The sequence below is a fragment of the Nitrospirota bacterium genome (genome assembly GCA_040757335.1).
Lineage (GTDB): Bacteria > Nitrospirota > Nitrospiria > 2-01-FULL-66-17 > 2-01-FULL-66-17 > JBFLXB01.
Genome location: JBFLXB010000002.1, coordinates 26032 through 46123 on the forward strand (window position 1 = coordinate 26032; position 20092 = coordinate 46123).

The window sequence follows — 20092 nt, forward strand, 5'->3', positions numbered from 1 at the left end:
TGTGAGGGAATACCGGCCGGTGGATCCCCGGCTGAACACAGTGCGCACCCTGACGGCGACCGTTGGTCCGGTCTGGCTGTGGCTCATGCTGTGCCCAGGGCCGGCGGCAGGCGAGCCGGTTCACCACGAGCTGACGGTGGTGCTGAATCCCGGCGAGGGGGCGCTGTCGGTTGAGGACACGATCAGGCTCCCCAAGGAGTTCCCGTCCCGCGGCGGGGCGTATCACTTTTCGCTTCGCCGCGGCTGGAAGCCGACTACTTCGGATCCCCAGGTGGTCCTGAAGGCAGCGTCCGAGGGGGAGTCGCACGCGCTGGTGCTCCCCCGTGGTCAGCGGACCGTTCGGATCAGCTACACGGGTCGGCTCAACGGGCCCGACAACGCGGCCGGCGATGATGACCACGGGGACGCGCTGTCCGCGGACGCTGCGGTGTTGAGTCACGAGAGTCGCTGGTACCCCGCGTTTGGTGAGGAGTTGGTCACGTTCGCGCTCTCGGTCCGCGCGCCGGCGGGGTGGGACATCATCAGCCAGGGGACGCGCACCATCCATCGGCGCGAAGGGGACTACGTGGAGGTCCGCTGGGAGTCGCCGGAGCCCCAGGACGACATCTACTTGGTCGGCGGCCCGCTGACCGAGTATACGTGCGAGGCCGGCGGGATCGCGACCATGGCGTTTCTGCGAACGCCCGATCCTGACTTGGCCGACCAGTACCTTGAGGCCACGGCCCGGTACCTGGCCATGTACGCGGAATTGCTGGGGCCGTATCCCTACTCGAAGTTCGCGTTGGTCGAGAACGCGTGGGAGACCGGATTCGGCATGCCGTCGTTCACGCTCCTCGGGTCAACGGTCATTCGTTTGCCGTTCATCCTCCACTCGTCCTACCCGCACGAGATTCTTCACAACTGGTGGGGCAACGGCGTCTACGTCGACGCGAGTCGCGGGAACTGGTCGGAGGGCCTCACCGCGTACTTGGCCGACCATCTGATTGCGGAGCAGCGCGGCACCGGAGCAGAATACCGGCGGGCCGCGCTCCAGAAGTACGCGGACTACGTGACTCACGACCGCGATTTTCCGCTGACCGATTTTCGCGCCCGCCACAGCCCCGCAACCGAAGCCGTGGGGTACGGCAAGGCCCTCATGGTGTTCCACATGATGCGCCGCGACCTGGGAGACGACGTGTTTCTGAGCGCCCTCCGCGGATTTTTCGAGCGATTTCGGTTTCGGCGCGCCACGTTCAAGGATCTGGACCGCGCCTTCGCCCGCGCAATGGGTCGAAGGAAAGGGCCCCTGGCGCAGTGGGTGGAGCGAGCCGGTGCGCCGGCTTTGAGAGTCAGCAATGCCGAAGCGTCTCGAATGGGCGACCGATATCTCCTCACCGCGCTCGTGCAGCAGACCCAGTCCGGTGCGGCTTACCGATTGCAAGTTCCGATCGCGGTCACGCTCGAAGGGCGCGAGCAAGCGTATCAGACGACGTTCGAACTCACCACTAAACACCGAGGCCTGGAGCTGTTCGTTCCCGGACGCCCGTTGCGGGTCGACTTTGATCCTGAATTCGATCTCTTCCGCCGGCTCGACCGGACGGAGCTCCCGCCGGCCCTCTCCCAACTGTTCGGGGCGAGCCGATTGATGGTCGTCCTGCCCGCTGCTGCGTCGCCGGAGCTGCAGGATGCGTATCGCGGGTTGGCCGAATCACTGGGGCGGTCCACTGGGTCGTACGAGGTGGTCTTCGACGCGAACTTGGGCGCGCTGCCGCTGGATCGCGCCGTCTGGGTCCTGGGTTGGGACAACCGTTTTCGGCGCGCGATCACCGAGGCCCTGGCGGGGCTGCCGGTTACCATCGATGATCAGACCGTCCGTATCAACGGCACCGAGCTGACGCGCCAGAGCCAGGCCGTGGTGATCGCGGGCCGCCGACCTGACGCCCCGGACCTTGGTGTGGGGTGGGCGGCTGCTGAGCAGCTCGAGGCGCTGCCCGGGCTTGCGCGGAAGTTACCCCACTACGGGAAATACGGGTACCTGGGGTTCGAAGGCCGCGAACCGACCAACGTGACCAAAGGCGAGTGGCCCGTCATCCGATCCCCATTGTCATCCCCGGTCAAACAGTCGGACGGCGGGTTCGTGGAGGTACCGCGGGCGAATCTGATCGATCGTCGGGCGCTGATCCAGCCTAAGCACGGCCTGAACCCCGACAAAACAGGGAGATAGAGACGAGCTCGAAAGAGATCGTAGGTTTTTGCGAGCGCCGGAAGAAATCTCTTGACTCGACGTTTTTGGCTGTGCTAAGAGGTTAGTCTAACCGCAGATACGGGACCATACGGATGGCCTCCCTCCGGTCTGAGCACGTCACTGCCGTTCCGACCCTGGCCATCTCCCGTAAGGCGTGACGTGCGTGCGTTCTTTTAATATCGACCTAATTATGAGGCGGGGTTCGGTTTCCGCAATCGAACCCAGAGGCTTAGGGTGAGCGTTCGGTCGGTCCATCCCCAACCCAGAGGGCGACAATGAAGGCACAGTGGAGCTGGCGCGTATTGGCGATGTTTCTAGGGGTGTTCCTAGCGGCAGCGGCCGGCTGGATGGTGGTACCGTCCGTGGCCGACGCCGCGTCGTGCGAAGGGGCTCCAGCACCCTGTGCGGAGGACACCGCGCTCGACAACTGCACGCAGTGTCACAGCATGGGGATTACCGGGGGGAACCGCAACGGCACGGACCGCATGATCACGGTCAGCTCCGCCTCCAACCGCCATATCCTGGGGCCGCCGATGGCGAGCTGGCTGTCCACGGTGCAAGGCATGATCGCCAAGGGCGGTGGCGGCGTTGCAGCCACCATTGCCGCGTATCTGGACACCAATTACTGTCCCACCTGCACCGGGCCCATCATGTCCAGCGCCACGATTTCCGACGTGGCCAGCGATCAATTCACCGTGAGCTGGACGACCTCGGGGAACGCGTTCGGAGATCTGGCGGCGACGAGTTGTGTGATCTACGGCACCTCGCTCGCCGAGATGACCGGGGATACGTGCAATCCATCCGACCCTTCCTATGATCCCAACGGCAGCAGCTTCGTGACCAACCACTCGGTCAGGGTCACCGGGCTCTCGCCTCTGACCCAGTATTTCGTGGTTCATCGCTCGACGGCCGGTGCAAACACCGCGACCTATGCCGGGGCAGCGACTGTGACGACGTTTCCGGGTGGCGGTGGCGGCGGTGGCGGCGCCCTGGGAATCATCGCCTCGGTAACGGTCGGGAACTATAACGCCGACACCCACCTCGATATCGGGGTGGGTGTGAGTACCAAGAGCCACGTGCTCACGTTCTTGGGCACCGGAGGCCCGGGAAGCGGCGCATTTACGGCGGGTCCGACATTGACCAACGTGGGAACTACGCCCAGCGCCATCACGTCAGGCGGCGTGGAGGCTGACTTCGACGAAGACGGCTTCGATGATCTCGCGGTGGCCAACTTTGGAGAGGCGTCACAGAACGTGGCGATCTTTCTGGGAACTTCTCCATCTGGGTTCGAGACCACGCCAGTGGCCCAGATCGCGCTCGCCGATCCCCCAACCGGTGTGGCGACGGGGGATTTCAACGAAGACGGAAACTTGGATCTGGCCGTGGCGACCGTCCAATTGGATGGTCTGATGGGGCATCTGTTGATCTTCATGGGCGCCGGCACCGGGCAGTTCCCCGGTGCTCCGGCCTACACGTATAACATCGAGGTTGCGGTCGCCCAGGGTCCGCAGGTCACCGACATCGTGCCCAATACGGTGGATTGCACGGGGCTGCCGACGAACATCACGATCATGGGCTCGTTGTTGCTCAGCAGCGCAACCGTCACCCTGGACGGCGTGCTACCGTTGCCGGTCGTTTCAGGTTCTCCCGACAACACCAGCCTGGTGGTGAGCGTGCCTAACACCGCCACTGCGGGAACCCACTCGGTGGTCGTGTCGCTCGGCCCATCGTCGGGCTCCGGCACGTTGGTGATCAATCCTCGCAACGTGACCGTTTCTTCGGTCTCGCCGGCATCGAAGGTGTACGGCGTCGACCCTGCCGGTCAGGTCACGATCATAGGGACCAACTTCACGTTGGGAGCGGAAGTCACGATCGGCTCGCTCAACGGAGTTACGGTCGCGGGAACGTTCGCGTCCGCGACAACGCCCTTCGTCTTCGTGAACAGTGCCGCCATCCGGGTATGGGTCGGCAGCACGGATCTGCCAGCCGGCACATACGACGTGACCGTCGAGAACGTCGATGCGTGCGGGGGCTCAGCGACGCTCTCAAACGGTTTCACGATGGTTGCACCGCAACCCAACGTCGCATCGGTCTCGCCGTCCAGCGTGAATTACGCCATCACGTCGAGCACGTCGGTCTCGATCAGCGGCGCGAACTTCTTGGCGGGTGCCGTGGTCACGGTCGGGGACTTGACGGGGACCACCGTGCCAGGGACCACGGCGACTTCAACCAATCCATTCGTCTTCGTCAACAGCGGCCTCCTCAGGTTCTACTGGCCCAACACGTCGCTTCCACCGGGACAGTATACCGTCCAGGTGACGAATCCTGTTGCGGCCGGTGGTGCTACGGGGACGCTCACGAACGGCTTCACGGTCAATGCTCCCCAGCCGAACGTGGTATCGGTGTCGCCGAACACTGCGATCTACGGCGTGACGCCGAGCACCGCCCTCAGTATATCGGGGACCAATTTCGTCCTGGGAGCCACGATCACGATCGGCAGCGTCTCGGGAACCACGGTGCAGGGGACGACAGCGACTGCGTCCAATCCGTTCGTGTGGGTCAATACCACGACACTCAGGTTCTACTGGTCGAACACCTCGCAGCCGTCGGGGTCGTATTCGGTCACGGTCCAGAATCCAACGGCTGCGGGAGGCCAATCGGGTACACTGGCGAACGGCTTCGTGATCAGCGACGCCACGGCGACGATCACCTCGGTGAGTCCGGCGACGGTCACGTATGCGATCTCCCCCAGCCAGTCGGTGAGCATCATCGGGTCGAACTTCGTGCTCGGGGCAGGGATCGCGATTCAGGGCGCTGGCGGAACGTGGTATCTGGCTGGCGGGACCGTGCAAGGCAGCACCGCCTCGGCGAGTACGCCGTTCGTCTACGTGAACAGCGGGCTGTTGAGGTTCTGGTGGCCCAACACCTCGCTGCCGGCCGGCACGTATGACGTCCTGGTGTCGAACCCGGCTGCCGCGGGTGGACAAATCTCGACCCTGACAGGCGGGTTCCAGGTGTTGGCTCCGACGCCAGCCCCCGTCGCCACGTCCCCGAGTTTGGTCACGTATGGGGTCTCCGCCAGCCAACAGGTGAGCATTACCGGGTCGAACTTCGTGCTTGGGGCGGGGATTGCAGTTGGAAATAACGGGGGAACGTGGTATCTGAATGGCGGGACCGTGCAAGGCAGCAATGCCTCGGTGAGTACGCCGTTCGTCTTCGTGAACAGCGGGCTGTTGCGGTTCTGGTGGCCCAACAACTCGTTGCCGCCCGGCACGTATGACATCCTGGTATATAACCCAGCGGCCGCGGGGGGACAAAGCACCCTCCTGCCCAACGCGTTCCAGGTGTCGGCGCCGACGCCGGTGATCACCGCGGCGAGTCCGGCGACCGTCACGTACGCGGTCTCCTCCAGCCAGCAGGTGAGCATCACCGGGTCGAACTTCGTGCTCGGGGCGGGGATTGCGATTGGAACGGACGGGGGAACGTGGTATCTGAATGGCGGGACCGTGCAAGGCAGCAATGCCTCGGCGAGTACGCCGTTCGTCTTCGTGAACAGCGGGCTGTTGAAGTTCTGGTGGCCCAACACGTCGTTGCCGGCCGGCACCTACGACATCCTGGTGTATAACCCGGTTCACGCAGGTGCACAAAGCACCATCCTGCACAACGCGTTCCAGGTGTCGGCGCCGACGCCGGTGATCACCGCGGCGACTCCGGCGACGGTCACCTATAATTCGACGAGCCAACAGATCACAGTGACCGGGTCGAACTTCGTGCTTGGGGCGGGGATTGCAGTTGGAAATAACGGGGGAACGTGGTATCTGAATGGCGGGACCGTGCAAGGCAGCAATGCCTCGGCGAGTACGCCGTTCGTCTTTGTGAACAGCGGGCAGTTGAAGTTCTGGTGGCCCAGCACCTCGTTGCCGCCCGGCACGTACGATATCCTGGTGTACAATACGGTTCCTGCGGGCGGACAGAGCGCGATCAAGACAGGTGGGTTCACCGTGTCGCCGTAGGCCACTGTCGGAAGACTCCAGCATGCGCCGGCTGGTGGTGATTGCCGCAGCGTGCGGGGTGATGATTCAGGCAGCCCCTTCCCGCGCCGACCAGGCGGGGAAGGGGCTGTTCGTTACCCAGGTCGCGCTGCATCCCGACAAACCCGAGCGGGTGTTCGCGTTGACCACCTATTCGATCGGGCTCCTCAGGAGTGCGAATCGCGGCGAAACCTGGTCGCTCGCCAACAGCGGCATCCGCAGTTTCTCGCTGTACCGCCTCATCATCGATCCGTCCGATCCGGAGTCGGTGTACGTGGGCGCGGGCGGCGGCGGCCTGTACGTGAGCCGGGACGGCGGCAACACGTTTGAGGAGCGAAACGACGGCCTGGGAAACACCGATATCGGGTTCCTGACGCTCCATCCCACCCGGCCCCAAGAGGTCTACGTCGTCACCTCGACCGGCGTGTACCGCAGCCTCGACCAAGGGATGACCTGGTCGGCCTGGAACCAAGGCGATCGCTTCACCGAGAGCCAGCAGTTTCAAGATCTGCTCATCGATACCACCACCAACCCCGAAACGGTCTTGCTGGCCTCCAAACGGGGTCTGTTCATGCGTCGGGAAGGCGATGCCGCGTGGCGGAGCGCATCACCGGACCTGGAGGGCCGCAAGATCAGTGCATTGTCCGTGCATCCCAAGGGCGGTCGCATCCTTGCGGCGGTGCTGCGGGACAGCACAACATTGGCGGGCGGAGGGTTGTACGAGAGCCAGGACGCCGGCGCTACTTGGAAACGGTTCGGAGCAGGGCTCGATGCGGATTGGGTGCGGGTCATCCGGTTCGAGCCGAGCCGGCATCAGATCATGTACGTGGCCACCTCGACGCGGGGCGTGCTCAAGAGTTCGGACGGGGGCCGCACGTGGTCGCCGAGCAATGCGGGCCTGGGTGGAACGGACGTGCGCGCGCTCATCGTGGACCCCACCAACCCGAACCGGTTGTACGCCGGCACCCACGGGGCCGGGGTCTACACCTCTTCCGACGGCGGCGGCCATTGGAGGGCGCTCGACCGCGTCCCGCGAACCTCGGCCGACGACATCATCGCCGCGCTGAAACGTCCCGATCCCTCGCGACGGGTTCCAGATATCGAGCCGCCGGCGGCGTTCGAGAAGTGCAATCGCTGCCACGGGTGGACGGACCCGGCCCTGAATCAAACCGCCCACAGCCTGTGGCTGATGCCCGCCAACCGTCGCGATTGGACCACGACTGTCCGCAGAATGAGCAAACCCGCCGGGCTCAATGAGGATGAAGTGCGGTCGGTGGCAGAGTTCCTGACCCGGTATTCGACCGCGCTGCACAACCTCGCGCCTGGGGCGGTCCCAGGGCAATCCCGAGGCGATCCCAATGACTCCACTGGCTCCACGCCTTGACTTCCGTCCGGCGCTCTCCTAAGATGCACTGCGTTTTCGCGGGCGTAGCTCAGCTGGTAGAGTCCCAGCTTCCCAAGCTGGTTGTCGCGGGTTCAAATCCCGTCGCCCGCTCTTTGTTTGGCCACCGGTAAGGTCTCGACACGTTGGATCCGGCTCCTCAGCCCCTGACCGCCCGTTTCACCACCCTGCCTACCCGCCTGTACCTGATTCGGCACGGGGAGGTGGTGAGGGACAAACCCAATACGTACAACGGTCACCGGGACGTTGAACTGACTCCCAACGGGATCGACCAATTGGAGCGGGTGGCGGACCGCCTTGCGTCGACGCGGATCCGAGCCGTGTACTCGAGCACGCTGCGGCGCAGCCGCCAAGGCGCCGAGCAGATCGCCAAACGCCACGGGTTGCCGGTGGTCTCGTACCCGGAGCTTCGCGAAAAACACTTCGGGGACTGGGAAGGACTGACCTACGCGGAGGTCGCGGAACGCTTTCCGGAGGCGTGGGCGAATTGGTTGATCGATCCGCCCAGCGTGAGACCCAGAGGCGGGGAGACGTACGCGGAAATGCGGGATCGGGTGCTGAAGTCGCTGGCGGGGATTCTCGCCAACCATCCCGAAGAGGCATTGGCATTGGTCGCCCACGGGGGCGTCAATCGTGCCATTCTGTGCCACGCCTTGGGGCTCGATCTCAAGTACGTGTTCCGGATCGAACAGGGCTACGGCGCATTGAACATCATCGACTTTTATCCCGACGGGATGGCCGTGGTGAAGGTGATGAATGCCGAGCCGGAACCCTGAGCGGCCCGCCCCGTGGAGCGACGATGCGACTGACCACCATTGAGCAGCACATCTTGGCCCAGCAGAGGCAGTTCCCCGGGGTGTCCGGTGAATTCTCCGGCCTGCTGTATGACGTGGCGCTGGCGGCCAAGCTGGTGTCGAAAGAGGTCAATCGCGCGGGGCTGGGCGATCTGCTCGGCTCGCTGGGGGAGGTGAATATCCAGGGCGAAATCGTACAGCGGATGGACAAGTTCGCCAACGAGTTGTTCATCCGCATCTTGAGCAGCGGGGGCAAGGTGTGCGCGATCGCCACCGAGGAAAACGAGCAGATCGTGGAGATCCGCGACGGAGGATTCGGAGGCAAATACGCCATCAACATGGATCCGCTCGACGGGTCGTCCAACATCGACGTCAACGTGAGCGTGGGAACGATTTTTTCGTTGCACCGCAAGCGCAGCGCCGGGCGCCGTGGGGCGGAGGAAGATTGCCTGCAGCCGGGGGCTCGACAGGTGGGCGCGGGCTACGTGATTTACGGATCGTCCACCATGTTGGTGTATACCACGGGGCTCGGCGTCCACGGGTTCACCCTGGACCCGACCGTGGGCGAATTCATCCTGTCGCATCCCGATATCAAAATGCCCTCGCGGTGCACGATCTACAGCGTCAACGAGGGCAACGCGGCCTACTGGGACGCGGGAACCCGCGCGTACGTCGAGTCGATCAAGGCCGTGGATCGCGCCACGGGCCGTCCCTACAGCCTGCGCTACATCGGGTCGCTGGTGTCCGATTTCCACCGCAACCTGCTCAAGGGGGGCATCTTCCTGTACCCGGCGGATCACAGAGACCCCAAGAGACCCAGCGGGAAACTACGCCTGCTGTTTGAAGCCGCGCCCATGGCCTTCATCGCGGAGCAGGCCGGAGGGGCGGCCACGACCGGGACGGAGCGAATCATGGACATCGAGCCGACCCACCTGCACCAGCGCGTTCCGCTGATCGTCGGCCCGAAAGAGGAAGTGGCCCGGTACGAAGAGATGGTGAAACAAGCGAACCGGTGAGGGGTGAGTCTTTTGCCCTCTCGCCCCCTCGCCCCCTCGCCCGCTCTCCCCGTCGCTCTATACATGCTCCTCCTCGTTGCCTGCACGCACCAAGGGGGCGCTCCGTTTTCTTCACGGTCCTCGCCGACCGACGTGGTGCTGAAGGACGCGGGCGAGTCGGTGTTCCGATACGAAACCTTCGGGAACGAGCGGTTCTTTTCCGACATCCTGGGTCTGGACGAGGGGTTTGCGCGTCGGGGCATCACGCCCAATGACCTGCTGGCGGCCGGCGTGCAGTTGGACGCGGACAAACTACCGTCCGAGTTCCTCCTGGTGGACGTGGGCAGCGGCGTCTACGGGAACGCCGCGGCAACCATGCGGTTGATCGGGGCCAACGCGGTCATCGGGCTCGTGGCGCGAAACGGGCGCGTCGGGGTCACCTGCGCGTGGTGCCATTCCCGCAGCGATGGGCGGATTGCCCCCGGGGTGGGCCGTCGCACCGACGGCGTGCCGAACGCCCGGCTCGCCTCCGGCGAGGTGCTCGCCTGGGGAGAACGCTCGCGCGCGTATTTGCCGTTCGTCAACGTGTCGCGGACCGGAAGCGGAGTGGCCGTTGATCTCGGTGCGGTGGACGACGCCGAGGTATTTGAAGGCGCGGCGGACGCGGCCCTCCGGTCTTGGCCGCGGGGTCAGGCCGATATCCTTCCGGACGGCGTGGGCAATCCGACGGACATCCCGTCACTGTTCCTGGTGGGCCCCCACGGTCCGTACTTGTGGGACGGGTCGTTCTCCGGGGCGGAAGACGCGAATCAGTATTTTGCCACCGTGGTGCTGGATCCCACGGTGCTGGCGACTCCTCCCGGGAAAGCCTTCCTGGCCGACGGCCCGTTCTGGCCCGTCGGCGAGTCGTTGAGCCGAGCGTATCACCGCGCCTTGGAGGCGATCGACCCGGAAGGCGATTGGCCGCGGGCGGCCATCTTTCGCGCGAGCGTTTTCAAACTGTTCCATGACGCAATGGATGCCAAGTTCCGCGTCAATCGCGACGAGGTCGCGGCGTTGACCGCATACCTGGGCGGTGTGCTGCCTCCCGAGCGGGATCTTCCCGACGAACGCGTGATCGACGCCGGGCGCCGGGTGTTCCGTCGGTCCGGGTGCAACGATTGTCACTTGGAGGCGTGGGTGGCGGGTGGAGCGGTCGTGCCGCTGGCCACGCTGGTCGCCGGTTATGGTCAGGGCCGCGAAGCGCCCACGGTCGAGAATCCCGGCATGGGGTATGACGATCGCATCGCCCTGACGCCGGGGGAGGATTCGATCGCTCGTCGGGGGTACAAGGTGCCGTCGTTGTTGGGTCTTTCGTGGTCCGCGCCGTACTTGCACGACGGATCGGCGCCGACGTTGGAGGCGTTGTTCTCTCCCGAGCGGGGCGCCGGCGCGCCGCACCCGTACTTCATCGCTTCAGCCAGGGAACGGAAAGAGTTGGCGGCGTTCTTGATGGCGTGGGACGGGCGGGTGTATCCGTGAGGATAAAGATCGACCCCGTCTCTTACTGGATCTTTCCCGCGTAGATCTTCATGATCGTGTCCAGGAATTTGAGCGCTTCGGGCTTGGGCCGTTGGAAGGAATTGCGGCCGATGATGGAGCCGAAGCCTCCGCCGTCGCGGATCGCCCGGACTTCGCTGAACACGCGCTCGTCGTCTTCCTTGGCGCCCCCGGAGAAGATCACGATCCGTCGGCCGTTGAACGCGGCCTGGACCACGTGCCGGACGCGATCGGCCAAGGTTTTGATGGGGACGCTTTGCGACTCATAGACCTTCTTGGCCGCCGCCTGCTCGAGGTGGTCGGTCGGGAGTTTGACCTTGATGATGTGCGCGCCCAGTTGCGCCGCGATCTGCGCGGCGTAGGCGACCACGTCGATAGCGGTTTCCCCTTCCTTGCTGAGGCCGGAGCCGCGGGGGTAGGACCACACCACCACGGCGAGCCCCACGGCCTTGGCTTCCTCCGCGATAGCCCGCAGTTGCTCGTACATACTCTGGCTGCGTGACGATCCGGGGTAGATGGTGTAGCCCACCGCGGCGCATCCCAACCGCAGCGCGTCGCGGACCGATGCGGTTTGCGACGGCAGCGGATCCTTCTCGTCGTAGAGCACATCGTGATTGTTGAGCTTCAGGATCATAGGTACGTCGCCCGCGAACTCAGCGGCCCCGGCTTCCAAAAAGCCGAGCGGAGCCGCGTAGGCGTTGCAGCCCGCGTCAATGGCGAGCCGAAAGTGATAGTGGGGATCATAGCCTGACGGGTTCTGGGCAAAGCTCCGGGCCGGGCCGTGTTCAAACCCCTGGTCCACCGGCAGGATCACGAGCTTCCCGGTGCCTCCCAGGACCCCGTGGTTCAGGATACGAGCCAGGTTGGTCTTGGTGCCGGCTCCGTCGTTGGTGTACCCGTTCAGGATGGCGCGGATTCGGTCCTGCATGGCAGCCTCCTCAGGCTCACTCAAATGCCAAGGTGAGCAGTTGCTGGGCCGGTGCGGGTTGCGCGAAGCTGTAACTGCACAGATAGTTGACGTCCGCCAAATCCCGTTCGTCGATCGGGAAGGCCGCGCATTGGTTGGGCCGCGCGCTGTGATAAATCAAGCAGCGGGGGTTCTCGTCGGTGCCTCCCAGGAACGGGCAATGAAAGACCAACTTGCAGCATCGTCCGCAGCCCACGCATTCTCCCTGGCGGAGGGCAGCCTGGCGTCGGACGTATTCCGACGGAACCAGACAAAGAAAGAACCGCCGAATCTTGCCCCGGACCTTGGTGAAGCGCGTGGCCGACGCGCTGGGCATCAGGCGGCGTAACCGAGCCATTCGCATACGAGCTCCTTCTCGTGAGTCGATAAACGCGCCACTTGTACCACAACGACGCGCGCTCTGCAATCGGGTCGCGGGTGTCAGGTCGAGGACGCGCCGGCCAGGTCGGCCGCCACGGCGTTGAGCGTTCGCGCGTGGTCCGCCAACCGACCCGTCACGTCCCGCAGGCGTTGCTCCAGCCCGCTCATGCGCTCCTCGGTCAAACGCCGCTCGTGGTGCCACTTGGCTTCGGCTTCCTCCCAGCCCCGCTGGCGGTCCTCGAGCGTCCGCCGGGTATGATCGAAGGCCGAGCGGATCTCGCCTAGTTCCCGCCGGGCCGTGTCGGCTTCCACGCGCAGCGCGTGAAGCTCGGCGTCACGCGTCTCGATGTTCTGCCGCAGCGCGCCCAGCTCGGTGCGCTGAGAAGCCAGAGTGTCCTGAATGCGGAAGTACGCGCGCATGATCTCGCCGATGGCGTGGTCGGGGAACGTGGCGGTCGGGGACAGGGGGCGACCCTCGGCCAAAGCTTGCGAACTGGCGTGCAGCCAGTCGAAATGGGTGCAGAGATCCTTGAGCCAGTCAAACGGGGATGTCGTGGTCATGGCTGAATTCCTTTCTCCGCTTCGCGGGCACGGGAGTTCCGGGACGGCGGGTTCCACCACGGAACGCGCGGGCTCGCGAAGACTCCGGCATAAGGTTGAGGTCATCGCAGATAGGCATCGGTCACGTACCGGCGCATCATCCGGTGACTGTTGAAATACGAGGCATTCTTGCCGATCGCGTGTTTCATGACGGCCGCCCACCCTTTGCGGTTTTCGGTATACAGCGGCAGAATCACGCGCTCGAGCTTTTCGTACAGGTCGTTCGCGTCCCGCTGGTCGTCGCCCTCGGCCGGCGCCGTCTCGCGCGGCGGCGCCCCGATCGACCAGCCGGTGATCCCTTCGATGTGCCCCTCGATCCACCAGCCGTCGAGCACGCTGAAGTTGGGCACCCCGTTGTGCGTGGCCTTCATCCCGCTCGTGCCCGAGGCTTCCAACGGCCGCCGCGGCGTATTCAGCCAGACGTCGGATCCGGAGATGATCGTGAGCGCCATGTCCATGGTGTAGTCGGCCAGATACGCCACCGCGATCTGGCCTCTCAACGTCTCGATGGCGTTGAACAGGCGCTCGATGATCCGTTGTCCCGGGACGTCTTGGGGATGCGCTTTTCCGGCGATCACGACCTGGAGGCGGCCCTTCCCGATTTCGGCCAAGCGTTTGGGATCCGAGAACAGGAGATCGGCTCGTTTGTACTGGGTCACCCGACGGGCGAACCCGATCGTGAGCACGTCCGGCCCCATCTCCACGCCGGTCGTCTGCTTGACCAGGGCGAGCAGACGGGCTTTGGCCGATTGGTGCGCCAGCCAGAGCGCGTCGTCCGGGATGTTGTCGACGCGAACCAGCAGTTCGGGGTCGTTGGCCCATCCGGGAAGGTAGGCATCATACAGCGCCGCCATGTCAGGCCCGGTCCAACTGAAGCTGTGCACGCCGTTGGTGATGGCCGAGATTTCGTACCCTGGGAACAAGGCGCGCGAGACTTCGCCGTGCCGTTTGGCCACGCCGTTGACGAAGCGGCTCAGGTTGAGCGCGAGCATGGTCATGTTCAGCTCTTGTTCCCCGGCAAATCGCTTCATGACCGGAACCGGCACCGGCGCGCCGAGAACCTGTTCGACCAGATCGTACGAAAATCGGTCGTGGCCGGCGCCCACCGGCGTGTGGGTCGTGAACACACACAAGTCCTTGATTCGCTCCGCGTCCCAGATCAGATCCTCGTGCCACACGCTCTCGATAGGACGCCTGAATCGCTCCAGCAACTCGAGGGTCAGCAGAGCCGAGTGCCCTTCGTTGAGATGGTACTTCCGCACGGTCACGCCCAGGGCCTGGAGCATCTTGCCGCCGCCCATCCCGAGCACGATCTCCTGCCGCAGCCGGTAGGCCGCGTCGCGTCCGTACAGGAACGACGTGAGCTCGCGGTGCTCCGGCGTGTTCTCCGGGAGATCGGTGTCCAAGAACAACACCGGGATCCGGCCGCCGGTCGGACTCTGCACCCAGTACAACCACGCCGCAACCGCGACCGGCCGGCGGTCGATCGTGACTCGCACCTGGGCGGGCAACCGGGTCATCAAGCGGCTCGGATCCCACGGCCACGGGTGCGCCGATTGTCGCCCCCGATCGTCCAGCTTCTGGTGGAAGTACCCCTGACGGGTGACGAGGGTGACCGCCACCAACGGCAGCTTGAGATCGGCGCTGCTCTTGATGGTGTCGCCGGCCAGGACCCCGAGCCCGCCGCTGTACGTCGGAATATCGGTCCGCAGACCGATTTCCATCGAGAAGTACGCGATCTTGGGTTCGTTGGTCAGCGAATCGAGGGTCGACACGAGAGTTCACTATACGGCCAAGCGCGGCGCGAGTGCAAGCGGGTCGGCTGCAGGGAACGCTCGCAATACACTTTTGCTTGAAAATGCGAGAGGCTTGCGATACAACTAGCGCCATGCCGGGACCAGACGAAAACGGCCGCCTCGTCGAAAACGAAATCTGGGCGATCGGCGGGGGCAAGGGGGGGACGGGGAAAACGTTTCTGGCCGCGAGCCTCGCCATCGGTCTCGCCCGCCTCGGCAAGCGCGTGATCGCCATCGACGCCGATCTCGGCTGCGCGAACCTCCACACCGCATTGGGCGCCGACCCGCCCTCGGCTACGCTGTCGGACTTCGTCAAGGGCCGGGTGAAGCACCTGGCCGACGTGCTGGTGGATACGTCGCTGCCCACCCTGCGGCTGATCAGCGGCGCCCACGACTTTCTGGAGATCGCCAATCCCCGCTACACCGAGAAGATGAAGATGATCCGCCAGATGCAGGAACTGGACGTGGATTACATCCTTCTCGACCTCGGCGCGGGGACGTCGTTCAATTGCCTGGATTTCTTCCTGGCCGCGGACCGCGGCATCCTCACGGTCATCCCCGAGCCCACGTCGATCGAGAACGTCTACCGCTTCATCAAGAGTTCCTTCTATCGCCGGTTCAAGCGGGCGGTGCGCAATCCCGAGATCAAGGCGCTGGTGGCCAGCGCCATGGATCAGAAGAACGAACGGGGCATTCGCACCCCCCATGACCTGATCACCGGCGTCGAGGCGATCGATCCGGAAGTCGGGGGACGGCTGCGCAAGACCATGGCCCAATTCTCGCCCAAGTTGGTGGTCAATCAAGTCCGTTCGCAGGATGACGCCGCGCTGGGGCTGTCGATGCGGAGTTCGTGCTCGAAGTATTTCGGCATCCAGGTCGAGTATATCGGCTACATCGAGTACGACGACACCGTGTGGCGCGCCAACAAGCGCAAGCGGCCGCCGGTGCTGGAGTTCCCGGACGCCAGTTCCTCGCGCGGCATGGAGCGCGTGTTGACCAACCTCCTCAAAGGCGAACAGATCGCGCTCGATCTCTGCGTTCGGGGATGAAGCCGTTCCGGGAGCAGAACTTCTATGAGCTGCTTGAAGTGGCTCCGGACGCGTCCTACGAGCAACTCGCCCGCGCCTACGCGACGGTCAAGCGAACGTTCAGCCACAACTCGTTGGGGGCCCACTCGCTCTTCGACGCCAACGAGCGGAGCGAACTTCTGAAGCGGCTGGACGAGGCGTGGCACACGCTGTCGAATCCCGAGCAACGGGCGCGTTACGATCGGGAAGTCCTCGGTCTGACACCCGCGTTTCTGACCTTCGGCGACGAACGCCACGGGTCGGCTAGGCCGCCCCAGCCGCCGGCTCCGCCGCTGGCGCTGTCCGAGGTGACGGGCGCGACGCTGCGCGCCCGCCGTGAATCCATCGGCGTGCCGCTGCAGGAGATCGCCAGAAACACCCGCATCAGCATCGCGTATCTGCAGTTCATCGAAGAAGACCACGTCAAAGGCCTTCCCCACGACGCCTACCTTCGCGGCTACCTCACCCAATACGCCAAGGCCCTCGGGCTCGACCCGAACGTGGTCGCCGAGGGGTACCTCCAACACGCGAAAACGCTGCGAGGGCACAAGGGCTGACGTGTGACCCCGTGGCGCTTCTGCTAGTTGAAGCGCCACGGGCGACGCCCTCTTATTGCATAACCGCTTCAAGGAGTGTACACTGCGTCGTGTGCACTTGATTGTGGGGGCGCGATGAAGACTGCTACGGCGAAGGACCTCAGGCATAAGACGGCTGCGCTGCTCCGAGAGGTGCGTCGGGGCAAGCGCATCGGCATTACGTATCGTGGGAGGACCGTAGCGGAACTCGTTCCCCACGAGCCGGTCAAGGAGAAACCCTTCGAGCCGATCGGATTCGGTATGTGGCGTGATCGCAAGGACCTTCGAGACGTCGAGCGATGGATGACCCGACTACGCAAGCCACGGTACACCCGGTAATCCTCGACACGGACATTCTGATCTGGTACTTCCGAGCGAGCGCAAAGGCTCGGCGGTTTATCGAAGGGGTGCCTCATGAGCAACGCATCACGTCATCGCTCGTCCTCATGGAGCTCGTTCAGGGGTGTCGGCGTCCCGAGGAGGTCGAGGAGGTTGAGGCGTTTCACCGCCAGAACATCGCGCGGGTCGTGATTCCGGATGAGTCCGTCTGCAGCCGAGCGATCGACTTGCTCAAGCGGTTTGCAGCCTCTTCAGGCTTAAGAGTTGTTGACGCGTTGATCGCGGCAACCGCGCTCGGACATCGCCTCAGCCTTGCGACTGCGAACACCAAGCACTAGCGCGCCATTCCTGGTCTTCGACTCGTCCCGTTCAGGCCTTAGCCGCTCTTCTCCTGCAACTTGGTCAGGTCGATCACGCTCCAGCCGATCAATCGTCGCCCAGCACCCGGCTGATCGCCCCGCGGAGGGAAGAGACCATTTCCGAGAGATCATCCGTCGTTGACGCCAGCGGGGGCACCAGGACGAGTACGTCCCCGAGGGGGCGGGTGAGGAGTCCGAGTTCTCGCGCCGCGCGGCTGACCGTCCATCCGACGCGGTCGGGAACCGGAAACCTCGCCTTGGTCGCGCGGTCCCGGACCAGTTCGATGCCCGCCATCAGGCCGCACTGGCGGATCTCTCCGACGTGGGGATGTTTTTCCAGAGTGGCGAGCGCGTCGCGCAGGTGGGCGATTTTGGTGTCCAGGCCTGCAAGGACGCGGTCGTGGACAAAGATGTCGAGCGTCGCCAGTCCGGCGGCGCACGCCAGCGCGTTCCCGGTGTAACTGTGGCCGTGAAAGAACGTCCGAAACTCCGGATACTCGCCTAAAAACGCGTCGTAGATCTGTTGGGTGGCCAACGTGGCGGCGAGGGGGAGATAGCCGCCGGTCAATCCCTTGGCGACCGCCATCAGATCGGGCGTTACCCCTTCCTTGATGCACGCAAACATCGCGCCGGTTCGGCCGAACCCGGTGGCCACTTCGTCCGCGATCAGCAACACGTCGTAACGGGTGCAGAGGTCTCGAAGGCGCTTCAGGTAACCGGGCGGCGCGGTGATCATCCCGGCGGCCGCATACACGAGCGGCTCGACGATCAGGGCGGCGATCTCTTGGTGATGTTCGGCGAGGGTTCGCTCCACATCGCCCAAACACGCTATCTCGCACGCCGGGTAGGTCAGGTCCAAATGACACCGGTAACAATACGGCGGCCGGCCGCGATACGTAGGGAACAGGTAGGGCGCGAAGCGGCTGTGGAACACGTCGATCCCCCCCACGCTCACGGCACCGACCGTGTCGCCGTGGTAGGCCAACGAGTACGCGAGCACCTTGGTCTTTTGCGGACGCGGGGGCGACGCCTGTTGCCAGTACTGGAGCGCCATCTTGAGCGCGACTTCGACGGCGGTGGAGCCGTCGTCGGAGTAGAACACCTTGGTCAACCCGGGCGGTGCCAGCTGCACCAGGCGCTGGGCCAGGAGGATCGCGGGCGGGGAGGAGCAACCCAGCAGTGTGGAGTGGGCGACGCGCCCGAGCTGTTCGGTGATCGCGCGGTCGATCTCCGGGCGCCGATGGCCGTGAACGTTGACCCAGAGAGACGACACGCCGTCCAGATACCAGCGGCCCTCGTGATCGCGCAGGCGCACGCCCTGTCCCTCGGTGATGATCAGGGGAGGCTCGGTCACCCATTCGCTCATTTGGGTGAACGGGTGCCAGAGGTGGGCGTGGTCTAGGTTGACGAGGGTGGCGGGGTCTTGGAGCCTGTCCATGAAAGGCCATCTGCGGCGTTGCCGCTTGCGCTCCGGTGCTCACGTACGTACCCAGTACGCTCCGCTCCGGTGCTCAGCGGCGCCTGGCATCTGGCCTTCCCTGAACAGGCTCCGCTTTCGCGGTGAGTCGGACGGGTTCCTATCCGATCGGCCAAGGCGGTCAAGGGACCACCCCGGCGGCGACATGCGCGCTGCTACTTGTCATTGAGCACGACGAACAGGCCTCGTTGCTCGCGGATGATGCGAAGCAGCACGCCGTCCTCGGGTTTGAGGCCTTCGCTGGTCTTGCGAAAGTCGCCGGAATCCGTGATCGCGTGTCGGTTGATCTCTTTGATCACGTCGCCTTCTTTGAGACCGCCGCTATCCGCCAGGCTGTCGGCTTCCACCTTGGTGATAATGACCCCCTGGGTATCCTTCAGCTTAAGCCGATCCGCGGCTTCCTTGGAAATATCCTCGATGGTGAGGCCCAGAATCGACTCGGGCGTTTTAACCGGCACCACCTCGGGCGCGTCCGACTCCTCCTTGCGTTCGCTCAAGACCACGGACAGCTCACGCGGCTCCCCGTTCCGGAGGATTTTCAGGCTGGCCGCCTTCCCCGGGGTGAGGGCCGCGACCGCTTTGGCGAGACTGGTGGGAGTGTCGACCACCGCGTTGTCCACCTGCAGGATGATATCCCCTGGTTGGATTCCCGCCTTCTGGGCGGGTTCGCCGTCGAACACTTCGTTGACCAACACGCCTTCTTCCTTTTCGAGGTTGAATTGCGCCGCGAGCTCTTCGGTCACGGTTTGGATGCCCACCCCCAGCCAGCCGCGACTGACGCGGCCTTTGGCCACCAGTTGCGGGTAGATGTCCTGCACCATCTTGGAGGGAATGGCGAAACCAATGCCTTGGGCGAAGTTGATGATCGCGGTGTTGATGCCGATGACCTCTCCTTTGATATTGAAGAGCGGCCCGCCGCTGTTGCCGGGGTTGATGGACGCATCGGTCTGGATGAAGTCCTCGTAGCGGGAGAGGTTGACGTTTTCCCGCTTGAGCGCGCTGACCACGCCCACGGTGAGCGTGTGCTCCAACCCGAAGGGGTTGCCCACCGCGATCACCCACTGACCCACCTTGACCTGGCTCGAATCACCCAGGGGGACCGTGGGGAGGGGGGTCTTGGACTCGATCTTGACCACCGCCAGGTCCGTGTCGGGATCTCGGCCCACGACTTTCCCCGTGAATTTGCGTTTGTCGAGCAGGCGAACCTGGACCTCGTCGGCGTCGCCCACCACGTGATTGTTGGTGACGATGTAGCCGTCTTTGTCGATGATCACGCCCGATCCGCTGCTGGGTGAGTCGGGGCGCTGGCGGAACCGCTCGCTGCGCGGAGGCGGCGTGGCGCCGGTCGAGATGTTGACGACCGAGGGCTTCACGTGTTCGGCAAGGTCGACGAACACGTCCTGCAGTTCGGTCACGGCTTTCAGGCCCGAGGTTTCTTTGACTGCGGCGGCGGGCGGAACAGCGCCGACCAGTGTGGCCGCGAGGAAGAGCGCGACGAGTGCGGAAACGAATCCCGGAAAGGGGCGGTGAGCGGAACGAACGGTCATGGTGCGACTCCTTGTGTGCG

General features: G+C 64.3%; 16 protein-coding genes and 1 tRNA gene. 11 read left to right on the forward strand and 6 right to left on the reverse strand.

Features of this window, described 5'->3' with window-relative positions; genetic code table 11:
• The first annotated feature begins 19 nt into the window (after positions 1–19).
• The 7 genes from AB1451_02195 to AB1451_02225 all read left to right on the forward strand — a co-directional run bounded on the left by AB1451_02195 (position 20) and on the right by AB1451_02225 (position 10967).
• Positions 20–2203, forward strand: coding sequence for a M1 family aminopeptidase (locus AB1451_02195; protein MEW6681718.1), 2184 nt, complete (start codon positions 20–22; stop codon positions 2201–2203).
• A 296-nt stretch (positions 2204–2499) separates the two neighbouring features.
• Complete coding sequence (locus AB1451_02200; protein ID MEW6681719.1) at positions 2500–6237, forward strand: FG-GAP-like repeat-containing protein; 3738 nt, start codon at positions 2500–2502, stop codon at positions 6235–6237.
• A 22-nt stretch (positions 6238–6259) separates the two neighbouring features.
• A complete protein-coding gene (locus tag AB1451_02205) occupies positions 6260–7639 on the forward strand; it encodes a hypothetical protein (GenBank protein MEW6681720.1) in 1380 nt (459 codons plus the stop codon).
• Positions 7640–7677: 38 nt separating this feature from the next.
• Positions 7678–7750: transfer RNA gene (locus tag AB1451_02210), tRNA-Gly, on the forward strand.
• A gap of 32 nt (positions 7751–7782) precedes the next feature.
• Complete coding sequence (gene cobC, locus AB1451_02215) at positions 7783–8433, forward strand: alpha-ribazole phosphatase (GenBank protein ID MEW6681721.1); 651 nt, start codon at positions 7783–7785, stop codon at positions 8431–8433.
• 23 nt (positions 8434–8456) lie between these two features.
• Positions 8457–9467: a class 1 fructose-bisphosphatase gene (gene fbp / locus AB1451_02220; protein ID MEW6681722.1), complete on the forward strand. Its 1011-nt coding sequence runs from the start codon at positions 8457–8459 to the stop codon at positions 9465–9467.
• 63 nt (positions 9468–9530) lie between these two features.
• Positions 9531–10967, forward strand: a complete 1437-nt coding sequence (locus AB1451_02225; GenBank protein ID MEW6681723.1) for a hypothetical protein — start codon at positions 9531–9533, stop codon at positions 10965–10967.
• Between the two features lie 22 nt (positions 10968–10989).
• On the opposite strand, the gene AB1451_02230 is transcribed toward AB1451_02225, so the two are convergent.
• The 4 genes from AB1451_02230 to glgP form a co-directional block, all read right to left on the reverse strand.
• Complete coding sequence (locus AB1451_02230) at positions 10990–11913, reverse strand: class I fructose-bisphosphate aldolase (protein ID MEW6681724.1); 924 nt, start codon at positions 11911–11913, stop codon at positions 10990–10992.
• Between the two features lie 16 nt (positions 11914–11929).
• Complete coding sequence (locus AB1451_02235; GenBank protein MEW6681725.1) at positions 11930–12289, reverse strand: hypothetical protein; 360 nt, start codon at positions 12287–12289, stop codon at positions 11930–11932.
• Positions 12290–12372: 83 nt separating this feature from the next.
• Positions 12373–12873, reverse strand: a complete 501-nt coding sequence (locus AB1451_02240) for a hypothetical protein (GenBank protein ID MEW6681726.1) — start codon at positions 12871–12873, stop codon at positions 12373–12375.
• 101 nt (positions 12874–12974) lie between these two features.
• Positions 12975–14687, reverse strand: a complete 1713-nt coding sequence (gene glgP, locus AB1451_02245; GenBank protein ID MEW6681727.1) for an alpha-glucan family phosphorylase — start codon at positions 14685–14687, stop codon at positions 12975–12977.
• A 113-nt stretch (positions 14688–14800) separates the two neighbouring features.
• Here glgP and AB1451_02250 point away from each other — a divergent pair, with 113 nt between their 5' ends.
• From AB1451_02250 to AB1451_02265, 4 genes are all read left to right on the forward strand, one after another.
• Complete coding sequence (locus tag AB1451_02250) at positions 14801–15757, forward strand: AAA family ATPase (protein ID MEW6681728.1); 957 nt, start codon at positions 14801–14803, stop codon at positions 15755–15757.
• Positions 15754–16332, forward strand: a complete 579-nt coding sequence (locus tag AB1451_02255) for a helix-turn-helix domain-containing protein (GenBank protein MEW6681729.1) — start codon at positions 15754–15756, stop codon at positions 16330–16332. The genes AB1451_02250 and AB1451_02255 overlap by 4 nt, the downstream gene beginning before the upstream one ends.
• Before the next feature lie 114 nt (positions 16333–16446).
• Complete coding sequence (locus AB1451_02260) at positions 16447–16689, forward strand: type II toxin-antitoxin system prevent-host-death family antitoxin (GenBank protein ID MEW6681730.1); 243 nt, start codon at positions 16447–16449, stop codon at positions 16687–16689.
• Positions 16650–17027: a PIN domain-containing protein gene (locus tag AB1451_02265; GenBank protein ID MEW6681731.1), complete on the forward strand. Its 378-nt coding sequence runs from the start codon at positions 16650–16652 to the stop codon at positions 17025–17027. The genes AB1451_02260 and AB1451_02265 overlap by 40 nt, the downstream gene beginning before the upstream one ends.
• Before the next feature lie 88 nt (positions 17028–17115).
• Here AB1451_02265 and bioA read toward each other — a convergent pair whose 3' ends face one another.
• Together bioA and AB1451_02275 are read right to left on the reverse strand one after the other, a co-directional pair.
• Positions 17116–18486, reverse strand: a complete 1371-nt coding sequence (gene bioA, locus AB1451_02270; GenBank protein MEW6681732.1) for an adenosylmethionine--8-amino-7-oxononanoate transaminase — start codon at positions 18484–18486, stop codon at positions 17116–17118.
• Positions 18487–18680: 194 nt separating this feature from the next.
• A complete protein-coding gene (locus AB1451_02275; GenBank protein ID MEW6681733.1) occupies positions 18681–20072 on the reverse strand; it encodes a Do family serine endopeptidase in 1392 nt (463 codons plus the stop codon).
• Positions 20073–20092 lie beyond the last annotated feature (20 nt).

Bases quoted from the DNA above. Each gene is read 5' to 3' on its own strand.
- AB1451_02200 (MEW6681719.1), top strand. From the start codon at position 2,500: ATGAAGGCACAGTGGAGCTGGCGCGTATTGGCGATGTTTCTAGGGGTG.
- AB1451_02205 (MEW6681720.1), top strand. From the start codon at position 6,260: ATGCGCCGGCTGGTGGTGATTGCCGCAGCGTGCGGGGTGATGATTCAG.
- fbp (MEW6681722.1), top strand. From the start codon at position 8,457: ATGCGACTGACCACCATTGAGCAGCACATCTTGGCCCAGCAGAGGCAG.
- AB1451_02225 (MEW6681723.1), top strand. From the start codon at position 9,531: ATGCTCCTCCTCGTTGCCTGCACGCACCAAGGGGGCGCTCCGTTTTCT.
- AB1451_02230 (MEW6681724.1), bottom strand. From the start codon at position 11,913: ATGCAGGACCGAATCCGCGCCATCCTGAACGGGTACACCAACGACGGA.
- AB1451_02235 (MEW6681725.1), bottom strand. From the start codon at position 12,289: ATGGCTCGGTTACGCCGCCTGATGCCCAGCGCGTCGGCCACGCGCTTC.
- AB1451_02240 (MEW6681726.1), bottom strand. From the start codon at position 12,873: ATGACCACGACATCCCCGTTTGACTGGCTCAAGGATCTCTGCACCCAT.
- AB1451_02250 (MEW6681728.1), top strand. From the start codon at position 14,801: ATGCCGGGACCAGACGAAAACGGCCGCCTCGTCGAAAACGAAATCTGG.
- AB1451_02255 (MEW6681729.1), top strand. From the start codon at position 15,754: ATGAAGCCGTTCCGGGAGCAGAACTTCTATGAGCTGCTTGAAGTGGCT.
- AB1451_02260 (MEW6681730.1), top strand. From the start codon at position 16,447: ATGAAGACTGCTACGGCGAAGGACCTCAGGCATAAGACGGCTGCGCTG.
- AB1451_02265 (MEW6681731.1), top strand. From the start codon at position 16,650: ATGGATGACCCGACTACGCAAGCCACGGTACACCCGGTAATCCTCGAC.
- bioA (MEW6681732.1), bottom strand. From the start codon at position 18,486: ATGGACAGGCTCCAAGACCCCGCCACCCTCGTCAACCTAGACCACGCC.
- AB1451_02275 (MEW6681733.1), bottom strand. From the start codon at position 20,072: ATGACCGTTCGTTCCGCTCACCGCCCCTTTCCGGGATTCGTTTCCGCA.